This is a genomic window from Serratia sp. CY47280 (assembly GCF_052168655.1).
GTDB lineage: Bacteria > Pseudomonadota > Gammaproteobacteria > Enterobacterales > Enterobacteriaceae > Serratia > Serratia bockelmannii.
In genome coordinates this window covers 385735-397744 of the sequence record NZ_JBJNMG010000003.1, presented here as the reverse complement: position 1 = coordinate 397744, position 12010 = coordinate 385735, and the positions used below count along the sequence as shown (strand labels likewise).

General features: G+C 59.9%; 10 protein-coding genes. 4 read left to right on the top strand and 6 right to left on the bottom strand.

Features of this window, described 5'->3' with window-relative positions; genetic code table 11:
- Positions 1-210: 210 nt before the first annotated feature.
- The 3 genes from ACJ8J4_RS16125 to ACJ8J4_RS16115 all read left to right on the top strand — a co-directional run bounded on the left by ACJ8J4_RS16125 (position 211) and on the right by ACJ8J4_RS16115 (position 2695).
- Positions 211-1269, top strand: a complete 1059-nt coding sequence (locus ACJ8J4_RS16125; protein WP_197824960.1) for a permease — start codon at positions 211-213, stop codon at positions 1267-1269.
- Between the two features lie 41 nt (positions 1270-1310).
- Entirely contained in the window at positions 1311-1502 is a 192-nt protein-coding gene (locus ACJ8J4_RS16120; protein ID WP_148123075.1) for a hypothetical protein, read from the top strand.
- Between the two features lie 185 nt (positions 1503-1687).
- Positions 1688-2695, top strand: coding sequence for a hypothetical protein (locus tag ACJ8J4_RS16115; RefSeq protein ID WP_148123076.1), 1008 nt, complete (start codon positions 1688-1690; stop codon positions 2693-2695).
- Between the two features lie 174 nt (positions 2696-2869).
- On the opposite strand, the gene nrdG is transcribed toward ACJ8J4_RS16115, so the two are convergent.
- The 3 genes from nrdG to ACJ8J4_RS16100 all read right to left on the bottom strand — a co-directional run bounded on the left by nrdG (position 2870) and on the right by ACJ8J4_RS16100 (position 6800).
- Positions 2870-3334 carry an anaerobic ribonucleoside-triphosphate reductase-activating protein gene (nrdG, locus tag ACJ8J4_RS16110; RefSeq protein WP_148123077.1) on the bottom strand — a complete coding sequence of 155 codons (465 nt, stop codon included), beginning with the start codon at positions 3332-3334 and terminating at the stop codon, positions 2870-2872.
- 168 nt (positions 3335-3502) lie between these two features.
- Positions 3503-5641, bottom strand: coding sequence for an anaerobic ribonucleoside-triphosphate reductase (gene nrdD, locus ACJ8J4_RS16105; RefSeq protein ID WP_197665530.1), 2139 nt, complete (start codon positions 5639-5641; stop codon positions 3503-3505).
- A gap of 244 nt (positions 5642-5885) precedes the next feature.
- Entirely contained in the window at positions 5886-6800 is a 915-nt protein-coding gene (locus tag ACJ8J4_RS16100) for a LysR family transcriptional regulator (RefSeq protein ID WP_043139197.1), read from the bottom strand.
- 105 nt (positions 6801-6905) lie between these two features.
- On the opposite strand from ACJ8J4_RS16100, the gene ACJ8J4_RS16095 reads away from it, so the two are divergent.
- On the top strand, positions 6906-7430 hold the full coding sequence (locus ACJ8J4_RS16095) for an NAD(P)H-dependent oxidoreductase (protein WP_042783555.1): 525 nt from the start codon (positions 6906-6908) through the stop codon (positions 7428-7430).
- A 28-nt stretch (positions 7431-7458) separates the two neighbouring features.
- Here ACJ8J4_RS16095 and treC read toward each other — a convergent pair whose 3' ends face one another.
- The 3 genes from treC to treR all read right to left on the bottom strand — a co-directional run bounded on the left by treC (position 7459) and on the right by treR (position 11691).
- Positions 7459-9123, bottom strand: coding sequence for an alpha,alpha-phosphotrehalase (gene treC, locus ACJ8J4_RS16090; protein WP_197836437.1), 1665 nt, complete (start codon positions 9121-9123; stop codon positions 7459-7461).
- Positions 9124-9190: 67 nt separating this feature from the next.
- Positions 9191-10606 carry a PTS trehalose transporter subunit IIBC gene (treB, locus tag ACJ8J4_RS16085; protein WP_043139193.1) on the bottom strand — a complete coding sequence of 472 codons (1416 nt, stop codon included), beginning with the start codon at positions 10604-10606 and terminating at the stop codon, positions 9191-9193.
- Positions 10607-10743: 137 nt separating this feature from the next.
- On the bottom strand, positions 10744-11691 hold the full coding sequence (gene treR, locus ACJ8J4_RS16080) for a trehalose operon repressor TreR (RefSeq protein ID WP_025305108.1): 948 nt from the start codon (positions 11689-11691) through the stop codon (positions 10744-10746).
- Between the last annotated feature and the right edge of the window lie 319 nt (positions 11692-12010).

The following is a 12010-nucleotide window of genomic DNA, read 5'->3' as shown; positions in this document are numbered from 1 at the left end:
ACCGATGGCTGTGCGATGAAGGCGGAAGCGGTGCGTTTCATCGGGCGTCTACCCTGTGGTTTTCAAGTTGGCATCATGGTGCCGGGCGCAGATGACAATCGCGTTACGCCTCGGTGGCGAACAGATGAACTATTTAGGACAGCCCAGGCGTGCACGGGCGGCGACGGCGCGCTATGCTGACGCCTCTGTTGACTGACTCTGGCCGCTACCATGCCGCAACCTCTGAACGCCCCTGAACCCGCCCCACGCGCCTGGCCGCTGTGGAAACCGATCCTGTTTCTGCTGGTGGTGGCCGTCGGCCTCTACTACGTCAAATGGCAGCCTTACTACGGCAAGGCCTTCGTGGCGGCGGACAGCCACTCGATCGGCAAATCTATCCTGGCCGACGGCGCCGCGAGCCCCTGGCTGGCGGCCTGGCAGTACGCGCTGGTCTACTTCACCGCGGTGTGGAAGGCGGCGCTGCTCGGGGTGTTGTTAGGTTCGCTGGTGCAGGTGCTGATCCCGCGCGACTGGCTGGCGCGCACGCTCGGCCACCGGCGTTTTTCCGGCACCGTGCTGGGGGCGCTGATCGCGCTGCCGGGCATGATGTGCACCTGCTGCGCCGCACCGGTTGCCGCCGGCATGCGCCGCCAGTCGGTGTCCAGCGGCGCCGCGCTGGCCTTTTGGCTCGCCAACCCGGTATTGAATCCGGCGACGCTGGTGTTTATGGGATTTGTGCTCGGTTGGCCATTCGCCGCCATCCGTCTGGTGGCGGGCGTGGTGATGGTGCTGGGCATCGCCTGGCTGGTGCAGCGCGTGACCGCCAACGATCCGCAGCCCGCCGCGCCGCAGCCGCCGGTGATGATGATGGCGCAGAACGACGAGCAGCCGTTCCTCGCCCGCTGGGGCAAAGCGCTGTGGGCGCTGTTTTGGTCGACCATCCCGATCTACGTGCTGGCGGTGCTGGCGCTGGGCGCTGCGCGGGTCTGGCTGTTCCCGCACGCCGACGGCGCCGTCGACAATAGCCTGCTGTGGATCATCGGCCTGGCGATCGTCGGCTGCCTGTTCGTTATCCCCACCGCGGCGGAGATCCCGATCGTGCAGACCATGATGCTAGCGGGCATGGGCGCAGGCCCGGCGCTGGCGCTGCTGATGACCCTGCCGGCGGTCAGCCTGCCTTCGCTGCTGATGCTCAACAAAGCCTTCTCCGCCCGGGCGCTGTGCCTGACGGCGGCGCTGGTGGCGCTGTGCGGCGTACTGACCGGCGTGGTGGGGATGGGGTTGGTGTAACGGATTTGTGACTCGGTGCTGTCTCAACGGAGGAGATGGAAATGGAACAGCGAAATAAACCTGAAATGGACGTAGAGGCGATGTTGTTGGAGCAAGCGCTGCGTGAAAGGGTGGATGCCGCCCTTGAACGCTTAAGAAACGGCACCGCGGTTTATCTCAGCCATTCGGAGGTAGAAAAACGAATGGCTTTATTCAAGAAGAAAATCCGGGGGCGTTATTGGCGAGAGTTTTGAGGAGGATTCGTTCAGGGTTGGGCTGGCAGCGTCTATAGATAGAACTGCCAGGCGGCTTTTAGCAGGGAGAATACGTGAGTTTTTCATTGGCGCACAAGTCACACTAGAGGTATCTTCTTAATAAGAAGAGGTGATAATTGACGGTTTATTTAGTGATATTCAGTTAGGTTTAAAAAGGAGTTTTTGTGGCATTATATAATATTTCCAACAAAATATTGACACCTTTAGAGAGAACCTCATTTTCTATTGAGGGATTGCAAGAACGTTATGATTTGCAAGCGGCAATTAAAAATAACATCACCATATTGGCACCCGATTGTCTTGTCATAGCCGAAGAATTTTCTGACTGGGAAGATAGTCGGAGAAGGATTGACATATTAGCTATTGATAAACAGGCAAACCTTGTAGTAATAGAATTAAAACGTGATGAGTTTGGTGCTCATATGGAACTCCAAGCATTAAGATATGCGGCGATGATATCTACTATGAGTTTTTCTAAAGCATGTGAGTATTATCAGGACTACCTTTCTAAAAATAATATTGATATTGATGCTAAAGAAAAAATACTAGACTTTGTTGAGCTTCCAGATACGGAGCTTGTCGACTTTGGTAAAGATATAAGAGTTATATTAGCATCGGCTGGATTTAGTAAGGAACTTACTACTACGGCGATTTGGTTAAGAGATAAAGGTGTTGATATTAGCTGCGTGAAAATTACACCTTATAATTTTAAAGGTGAGGTTCTAATTAATGCTGAACAGATAATACCGGTCCCCGAGCTGAACGAATACCAAGTTAGATTTAGAGAGAAGCGTATAGAGCAGATTGCCAACTCTAAAAAATCAGAAAAGGATTACTCAAGTTATAGATACAAAGGACTTGTCCTAAATAAAAGGAATCTTGCTTTGGAGATCTTTACTGATTGGATAGAGAAGAATAATCCTGCTAATTTCGATGAACTGAGGGAAAAATTATTTGGAGTCATAAAAAATCGTACGATAGCTTTAGCTGAATGTATTAGTGATGAGAGAAAGAATAGATACCATATGAATGACGATGATCTTATTGAGCTCGAGTCAGGTGAAATAATAGTCATATCCAATCAATGGGGTATAGGTAACATTGAACGAGTTTTGGATTTTTTCCGCAAAGATGGCTTTGTTGTCGAAAAAGTTGAGGTTGAACAGAAATAATAACTCTTTTATTTTTGTATAAAGCTCTGGGAGCTGTTCTACCCTACATTATTAACGCACCACAGTGTTAATAACGTCTGCTTTTGGCACAGATCCGCCTGTCAGATTGGCTCTGTGCCCTAGCTGCGCGAAGTCAAGCTAGAGCTAACACATGTTGAAATATGCACTATCAGCTCATCGCAACCTATGCACCAACTGGTTGCTGCTGCCGCGCCAGATCAGCGCCGGGTCTTTTAAATCCTGCACGAACTTGCCGTCGACCAGCACGTTGATCCTGTCCACCACCTGCATTTGCTGCGCGTCCAGCTCCGCCAGCCGGTAGCCGGTCCACAGCCAGATATCCTTGCCGGGGCACTCGGCGCGCACCCGTTTCACCAGCGTTAAGATGCTTGGCACGTTGGCCGGATGCAGCGGATCGCCGCCGGAGAGCGACAGCCCCTGGCGCGGCACGCGGGTATCGTTCAGATCGGCGATGATGCGGTCTTCCAGCGCTGGGGTAAACGGCTGGCCGGAGTTGAGCCGCCAGGTGCTTTTGTTGTAGCAGCCGGGGCACTGGTGCACGCAGCCGGCGACAAACAGCGTGCAGCGGGTGCCGGGGCCGTTGACGACGTCGATCGGGTAATACTGGTGATAATTCATGTGAGGCCTGCCCATCAGGCTATTTTACTGGCCATTTTGCCTCCGGGCAGGGCTCCCAATCCTCACGTACTGCGTGTACGCTGCGGTTGGTGTGCGCTGGCCGAAGGCAAACTGGCTGTGACAATCACGCCTGATGAACAGGCTTCTGCCTAGGTTGCACGGCGCTTTTCAGCCGAGCTGCCCGTTGCCGAGGTGTTTCACCCGGCGTTTCACCTCTTCCTGCTTGCCGGCGTTGAACGGCCGGGCATCGGGGCTGCCGAGATAGCCGCACACCCGGCGGGTGACCGAGACCTTGGCCGAGTCGTGGTTGCCGCATTTCGGGCAGGTGAAGCCTTTGCTGGTGCAGGAGAATTCACCGGTGAAGCCGCATTCGTAGCACTCGTCGATCGGCGTGTTGGTGCCGTAGTAAGGCACCCGGGTGTAGCTGTAGTCCCACACGTCTTCCAGCGCCTTCAGGTTGTGCTGCAGGTTCGGGTATTCGCCGTAGCAGATGAAGCCGCCGCTGGCCAACGGCGGGTAGGGCGCTTCGAAGTCCAGCTTGTCGTACGGATTGACCTTCTTCTCCACGTCGAGGTGGAAGCTGTTGGTGTAATAGCCCTTGTCGGTGACGCCCGGCACCACGCCGAAATCGGCGGTGTCCAGCCGGCAGAAGCGATCGCACAGGTTCTCGCTCGGCGTGCTGTAGAGGCTGAAGCCGTAGCCGGTCTCGTCTTTCCAGGCGTCGACGGCGGCGCGCAGCCGCGCGACGATCGCCACCGCTTTGGCGCGCAGCGCCTCGTCGTCATACACGTGGTTTTTGCCGCCGAACAGCGCATTGATGGTCTCGTGCAGGCCGATGTAGCCCAGCGAAATCGAGGCGCGGCCATTCTTGAATATATCCGCGATATTGTCGTCGGCCTTGAGCCGCACGCCGCAGGCGCCTTCCATGTACAAGATTGGCGCCACCCGCGCCTTGATGCCTTCCAGCCGGGCGATGCGCGTCATCAGCGCCTTTTTCGCCAGCTGCAGGCGCTGATCCAACAGCGCCCAGAAGCGCGACTCGTCGCCCATCGCTTCCAGCGCGATACGCGGCAGGTTGAGGCTGATGACGCCGATGTTGTTGCGGCCGTCATGTACCAGTTCGCCGTCCTGCTCGTAGGTGCCGAGGAAGCTGCGGCAGCCCATCGGCGTTTTGAACGAGCCGGTGACCTTCACCACCTGATCGTAGTTGAGGATGTCCGGGTACATGCGCTTGCTGGCGCACTCCAGCGCCAGCTGCTTGATGTCGTAGTTCGGATCGCCGTACTGGTGGTTGAGGCCGTCGCGGATGGCGAACACCAGTTTGGGGAACACGGCGGTCTTGCGGTTTTTGCCCAGCCCGGCGATGCGGTTTTTCAGGATCGAGCGTTGGATCAGGCGCGACTCCCAACTGGTGCCAAGGCCGAAGCCGAAGGTGACGAACGGCGTCTGGCCGTTGGCGGTGTGCAGGGTGTTGACCTCGTACTCCAGCGACTGGAAGGCGTCGTAACACTCTTTCTCGGTACGCGCCATGGCATAGCCTTTGGCATCCGGGATCTGCCACGCTTCCGCCACCTGCAGGTGTTTGCGGAAGCTCTCGTCGACGAACGGCGCCAGGATTTCATCGATGCGGTTGATGGTGGTGCCGCCATAGATATGGCTGGCGACCTGGGCGATGATCTGCGCGGTCACGGCGGTGGCGGTGGAGATCGACTTCGGCGGCTCAATCTCGGCGTTGCCCATCTTGAAGCCGTTGGTCAGCATGCCTTTCAGATCGATCAGCATGCAGTTGAACATCGGGAAGAACGGCGAGTAGTCGAGATCGTGGTAGTGAATTTCGCCGCGTTCATGGGCCAGCACCACGTCGCGCGGCAGGATGTGCTGCTTGGCGTAGTGTTTGGCGACGATGCCCGCCAGCAGGTCGCGCTGGGTGGGGATCACCTTGCTGTCCTTGTTGGCGTTTTCGTTCAGCAGCGCGCGGTTGCTCTGCTCGACCAGGCCGCGAATTTCCTGATTCAGGCGGCCGCGCAGTTCGCGCGCCACGTCGCGATCGTGGCGGTATTCGATATAGGCGCGCGCCAGCTGTTTGTACTCGCCGGCCATCAGCTGGTTTTCCACCGCCTGCTGGATCTCGTGGATATCGACGCGCGGCTGCTGCTCCATGCGCTGAGCGACCACGCGGGCGACGGTGGCGCAGTAGTCGGCGTCGACCACGCCCACCGCCAGCGCGGCGCGCTCGATGGCCTGCGCGATGCGCGCTTCGTCAAAAGGTACCTGGCAACCGTCCCGCTTAATCACTACTGGTTTCACGTTGTACTCCTTGTTCCCCGAGGGAGCGTTCATACCCGCCTGGCGTGGCGAGCAACCGTCAAATTTCGCTTATCCACAGGGCAAAGCCGCAGCGCGTAAGGGCTGTGGCGGCGTGTGGATGATTTTGTGGATAACTACTATATATAGGTGTTCGCAATTCTTAATTCACTATATATAGATATTGGCGCGATTCTTTTGATGTAGAACAAGGAAAACGGAAGAGCGTGTGCAAGCTGAACAGACGTCAATCGCCGGTTGGTCGATCGCGAAAATGTTCCAGCAGAAAATCGACCCAGACGCGCACCCGCGGCGGCAGATCCGCCGAGGCGTAATAGAGCCACAGCTGCACCGGGCGCGGCCAGCATTCCGCCAGCACCGGCCGCAGCGTGCCCTGTTCGAAGTGCCTATCGAGGTACCAGTGCGCCAGGTTGACGATGCCCAGCCCGGCCAGCGCCGCATCCAGCAGCATCTCCGGACGGCTGGCCACCAGCCGGCCGTTCAGATCCAGCGCCAGCGTTTCACCCTGATGGCGCAGCTGCCATTTGACGTGGCGGCCGTTGGCCGGGTTGCGGTGCAGCAGGCAGTCGTGCCGCAGCAGATCGTGCGGCGTTTGCGGTTCACCGCGCCGCGCCAGATAGTCGGGCGACGCCGCCAGCACCATGTGCATCGGGTAGAGCGGGCGGGCCACCAGCCGGCTGTCGGGATCGACCCGGCTGCCGATGCCGACGTCGAAACCTTCGCCCACCAGATTCACCACCCGGGCGTCCAGCGACAGATCGAGATCGATCTGCGGATAGCGCGCCAAAAATTGCGGGATCAACGGCATCAGCATCTGGCGGCCGAAGCCGGGGATCATCGTGACGCGCACCACCCCGGCCGGCGCCTGCCGTTCGCCGCCGGCGCTTTCCAGCGTCGCCGCCAATGCCTGCCACAGCGGCGCTACCTGCGCCAGCAGCGCTTTGCCCTCGTCGGTCAGCAGCACGTTGTGGGTGTTGCGCTGAAACAGCCGCAGCGCCAGCTTCTCTTCCAGCGCGCGGATGTTTTTGCTGACCGCCGCCGGCGTCACGCCCAGCTGGCGAGCGGCGGCGGAGAAATTTTGCGCCTGCGCGGCGGCGAGGAAGGCCGGCAACAGGCGGTGTACGTCAAAGGGCAGCGACATAGTGATTGATACTTTCAGTTGAAATTGAAGTGACCTCTAACAGCCTACACCCGCCGCGGCGGAAATGGAAAAATGCCTCATCTTCTTATGACCGAGGAATCATGTATGTCGCGCATTTTAGTGTTAACCGCCCACCGCACCCCCGACGAGTCGCGCATTAATAAGGCGCTGATCGAGGCCGTACGCCCGCTGCCCAACGTGACCGTTCACGAACTGATCCGCGCGTATCCGGATTACCGCATCGACGTGGCGCGCGAACAGGCGCTGCTGCAGAGCCATGATGCGGTAGTGATGCTGTTCCCGTTTTACTGGTACAGCTCGCCGGCGATCCTCAGCGAATGGCAGGATGCGGTATTAACCTACGGTTTTGCCTACGGCAGCGAAGGCACCCAACTGCACGGCAAGCCGCTGCAGCTGGTGGTGAGCACCGGCGGCGACGCGCAGGCTTATACGGCGCAAGGGTATAACCGTTATCCGGTGCAGGATCTGCTGCTGCCGTTCCACGCCATGGCCAACCTGACCGGCATGGATTATCTGCCGCCGCATCTGGTGCAGGGCGTGAGCGACATGAGTGATGAGCAGTTGGCGCAAGAGGCCGCCGGCGTGGCGGCGCTGCTGGGGAAATGGTAGGGCGCAGCGTTCGCCGCGCCCTGCGGGGTCAGTCTTCGAGCAGCCACCACACCGCTTCGAACGGCCGCAGCGTCAGCGCCTGCGGCTGGTCCGCCGAATCGGCGTAGTTGCTCATCAGCGGGCGCCATTGCGCGGAGGCTTCCACGCCTTCCGCCGCCCAGGCCAGCGGTTCGCGGCTCAGGTTGGCCGCCACCAGCAGGCGCTGGCCGTTCCAGCTGCGCTGATAGCACCACAGCGCCGGGTGTTCCGGCGCCAGATCCTGATAGTCGCCGTGGGTCAGCAGCGGATACTGCTTGCGCAGGGTGATCAGCTGGCGATAGGCGTAAAACACCGAGTCGAGATCGGCCAGCGCCGCGTCGGCGTTGATCTGCGGGTAGTTCTCGGCGCAGCCGATCCATGGCGTGCCGGTGGTGAAACCGGCGTGCGGTGCGGCGCTCCACTGCATCGGCGTGCGGCCGTTGTCGCGCGATTTGTCGGCCAGGATCGCCAGCAGCTCGGCGTCGCTGCGGCCCTGGGCGCGCAGTTCGGCGTACATGTTCAGGCTTTCCACGTCGCGATACTGCTCGATGGCGCGGAAGCCGGGGTTGGTCATGCCGAGTTCTTCGCCCTGATAGATATAAGGCGTGCCCTGCATGCCGTGCAGCACCATCGCCAGCATTTTGGCGGCCGGCACCCGCAGTGCGCCTTCATCGCCGAAGCGCGACACGATGCGCGGCTGATCGTGGTTGCACCAGAACAGCGCGTTCCAGGCGCGGTTATGCATCCCTTGCTGCCAGTGGCGGAAGATCTGCTTCAGTTCCACGTAATCCGGCGCCGCCCGCGTCCATTTTTCACCGCCGGCGTAGTCCACCTTCAGGTGGTGGAAGTTGAAGGTCATCGACAGCTCTTCGCCGCTCTGCGCCGCGTAGCGCTGGCAATGCTCAAGCGTGGTGGAGGACATCTCGCCCACCGTCATCAGGCCGCGCGGCTGAAACACGTCGCGGCTCATCTCCTGCAGGAACTCGTGGATGCGCGGGCCGTCGGTGTAGAAGCGGCGGCCGTCGCCCTGGCTGTCGGACGGGAAGTCCTGCTGTTTGGACACCAGGTTGATCACGTCGAGGCGCAGGCCGTCGACGCCTTTGTCCGCCCAGAACTGACACACTTTCTTCAGCTCTTCGCGCACCGGCGGGTGTTCCCAGTTGAGATCCGCCTGCTCGGCGGCGAACAGGTGCAGGTAGTACTGGCCGCTGTCGGCGTGCCACTGCCAGGCGTTGCCGCCGAACTTGGAGCGCCAGTTGTTCGGCGGCGTTTCACCGTCGCCGTCGCGCCAGACGTAGAACTGACGATACGGGCTGTGGCGATCCTGCGCGGCCTTGAACCACGGGTGCTCGGTCGAGGTGTGGTTGAACACCATGTCCATCACGATGCGGATACCGCGCTGGTGGGCGGCGGCGATCAACTGCTCGAAGTCGGCCATCGTGCCGTAAGCCGGATCGATGGCGCAGTAGTCCGCCACGTCATAGCCGTTGTCCACCTGCGGCGATACGTAGACCGGCGTCAGCCAGATGGCGTCGACGCCCAGTTCCTGCAGATAGTCCAGCCGCCGGGTCACCCCGGCCAAATCGCCGTATCCGTTGCCGGTGCTGTCCTGAAAACTCTTCGGATAAATTTGGTAGATGACGCCGTTCTGCCACCAGGGGGTTGGGTTGCTCATAGTTCAATACCTTTGAATCGTGACAACGGGCCCGCGTGAGCAGGCCCCTACATTCATCTTGCGTCAATCAAACCGGCAGCTCGCCGCGGGCGGCCTTGCGTTTGTAGACCATGATGGTCAGCACCAGCGGGATGACGATCGCCACCAGAATCGCCAGCGAGTAAATCAGCCAGAACTGCGGCTTGATAGACAGAATGCCCGGCAGGCCGCCGACGCCGATGCCGTTGGCCATCACGCCGTCCAGCCCGCAGATAAGGCCCGCGATCGCGGAGCCGATCATCGCGCACAGCATTGGGAAGCGGTATTTGAGGTTGATGCCGTACATCGCCGGTTCGGTCACGCCGAGGTAGGCGGAGATCGCCGCCGGCACCGAGATTTCACGCTCGTTGGCCTTGCGGCTGATGATGATGATGCCGAGCACCGCCGAGGCCTGCGCGATGTTGGACAGCGCAATCAGCGGCCACACCGGGGTGCCACCCATGCTCTGGATCATCTGCATGTCGATAGCCAGCGTGGTCTGGTGCACGCCGGTGATCACCAGCGGCGCATACAGGAAGCCGAACAGCGCGGCGCCCACCGGCGCGAAGCTGCCGGTCATCACCGATTTCACCGCCCAGGCGACGCCGTCGCCGATCATGCGGCCGAACGGCCCGATCAGCGCGTGTGCCAGGAACACCGCCAGCAGCAGCGAGACCACCGGCACCACCACCAGATAGAGATAGTCGGGAACGATCTTTTTCAGCCGGGTTTCGATCCAGCCCAGCGCCATGCCCGCCAGGATCGATGGGATCACCTGCGCCTGATAGCCCACTTTCTGGATCACGAACCAGCCGAAGTTCCACACTTCCGGCGTTTGCTGGCCGAGCAGGTAGGAGTTCATCAGCTGCGGCGACACCAGGGTGACGCCCAGCACGATGCCGAGCACCGGCGTGCCGCCCATCTTTTTCACCGTCGACCAGCAGATAGCCACCGGCAGGAACATGAAGATCGCTTCACCGAGCAGCCACAGGAAGTCGTAAACGGTTTTCCACGCCGGGTGCATCTGCGCCAGCGTTTGGCCGTCGGACATCGGGATGTCGCCGATCACGTTGCGGAAGCCGAGGATCAGACCGCCACTGATCAGCGCTGGCAGCAGTGGGAAGAAGATCTCGGCGAAGTGGGAGATGGTGCGCTCAGTCCAGGTCATGTTCTGGCGCGCGGCCACCTTGGCCTGCTCCTTGTCGGCCTCGTTGACGCCGGTGCTGGCGATCAGCGCCTGATAGTAGTCGCCGACGTCGGTGCCGATCACCACCTGGAACTGCCCGGCGTTGGTGAAGCAACCCTTGACCATCGGCAGCGCTTCGATCTCTTTCGGTTTCGCCTTGTTGGGATCGTTGAGGACGAAACGCAGCCGGGTAATGCAATGGCTGACGGTGGCGATGTTCTCGCGGCCGCCGACCAAAACAATCAGGCGATCAATATCCTGCTGTTTTACTTTGCTCATTATGGGATACCTGCAGAGGTGTTGACTGAGTAATGATCAAAGCTTAGCCACTCGGCTTTTTGAATGAAATGGGAACGTTCCCGGTTTGGGGCGAGGATCACAAAATGACAAAAAATGGTCAACTTCTCATCAGGTCGTCAGGAAAGTTTGCTGGGCACCACCAGGCGGCGGATCCCCTGCTCGCCACTGAGCTGTGCCAACAGCTGCTGCGCGGCCAGCAGGCCGGCGCTGCCGTAGCCGAACTCCACCGACAGGGTGTCGGGGAACAGGAAGCTGAGCAGCGGGGTGTTGCCGATGGCGCATACCTGGATGGCGCGCGCCGGCTGCTGCTGCAGGTATTTGATCGCCCCCAGGGCGATGCTGTCGGAGGCGCAAATCAGTGCGCTGGTGTGCGCATCGATCACTTCGGCGGCGTGCTGGAAACCGCTCTGGTAACTCAGCTCGCCCAGCGTGGCGCGCGGCGTGAGCGTGAGGCGTTCACAGGCGTTGAGATAGGCCTGATAGCGGCGCTGGCCGGTGGTGGCGTCGCTGAGCTGCACCCCCAGATAGCCGATATGCCGATGCCCTTGTTGATACAGGCGATCCATCAACAGGTTCACCGCGCCGGCGTCGTCGTAGCAGACGGACGAGAAGCCGTCGTATTCGCGCACCATCACCACCATTTTTTCCTGCCACGGCTTGAGCATCGCCGCGGTCAGGCCGGTGAAGCCAAACAGGATCACGCCGTCGACGTTGCGCTGGTGCAGCACGTGCAGGTGCTCCTGCACCAGGCGGGTTTCAAACTGGCTTTCCATGACGATCGGGTCGAAGCCCTGCTGGTACAGCAACGGCAGCATGGTGCGCACCGCCTGGTTTTCCGACGGCGAATCGAGACGGGAAACGATAATGCCCACCACTTTGTCGCTCTGGCCGCGCATGGCGCGTGCCGACTTGGAGGGGGTAAACCCTTGCTGACGGATCACCGCTTCCACCCGTTCACGGGTTTGCGGGCTCACGCTGCCTTCATTGTTCAACACGCGTGAGACGGTGGATTTACCTACGCCGCTCAGGCGTGCGATGTCCTTGATGGTCAGCCGGTTTTGCATGGTTTACTTTTCGTTGAAGTGGACAGGCGTAACATAACGGCCTGTAAAACAATGCCCGTCAGCATAGCTCATTTTCCGACGCGGATCTTGATGCAAAACGGGATTGTTGCACTGCGCTGAACGGCCGCTCCTGCCGCTCTGTTTTTCCCTTTACCGGAGGTGATCCCCCATATGGACCCCGACCCGACTGCTTTAGACACTCACTCGGTTCTCCGGTAAAACCTCTCCGCCTGGCGCTGCTGTTTTACCGGTGAAGTACATCACGGTAACCGGTAGCGCGCGCTTCGTCGTTCGCTCCTGCTGCTGAAAAAAAGAATAA

Coding starts and splice junctions, on each gene's coding strand:
- ACJ8J4_RS16125 (WP_197824960.1), top strand. CDS start 211: ATGCCGCAACCTCTGAACGCCCCTGAACCCGCCCCACGCGCCTGGCCG.
- ACJ8J4_RS16120 (WP_148123075.1), top strand. CDS start 1,311: ATGGAACAGCGAAATAAACCTGAAATGGACGTAGAGGCGATGTTGTTG.
- nrdG (WP_148123077.1), bottom strand. CDS start 3,334: ATGAATTATCACCAGTATTACCCGATCGACGTCGTCAACGGCCCCGGC.
- ACJ8J4_RS16100 (WP_043139197.1), bottom strand. CDS start 6,800: ATGTCGCTGCCCTTTGACGTACACCGCCTGTTGCCGGCCTTCCTCGCC.
- ACJ8J4_RS16095 (WP_042783555.1), top strand. CDS start 6,906: ATGTCGCGCATTTTAGTGTTAACCGCCCACCGCACCCCCGACGAGTCG.
- treC (WP_197836437.1), bottom strand. CDS start 9,123: ATGAGCAACCCAACCCCCTGGTGGCAGAACGGCGTCATCTACCAAATT.
- treB (WP_043139193.1), bottom strand. CDS start 10,606: ATGAGCAAAGTAAAACAGCAGGATATTGATCGCCTGATTGTTTTGGTC.
- treR (WP_025305108.1), bottom strand. CDS start 11,691: ATGCAAAACCGGCTGACCATCAAGGACATCGCACGCCTGAGCGGCGTA.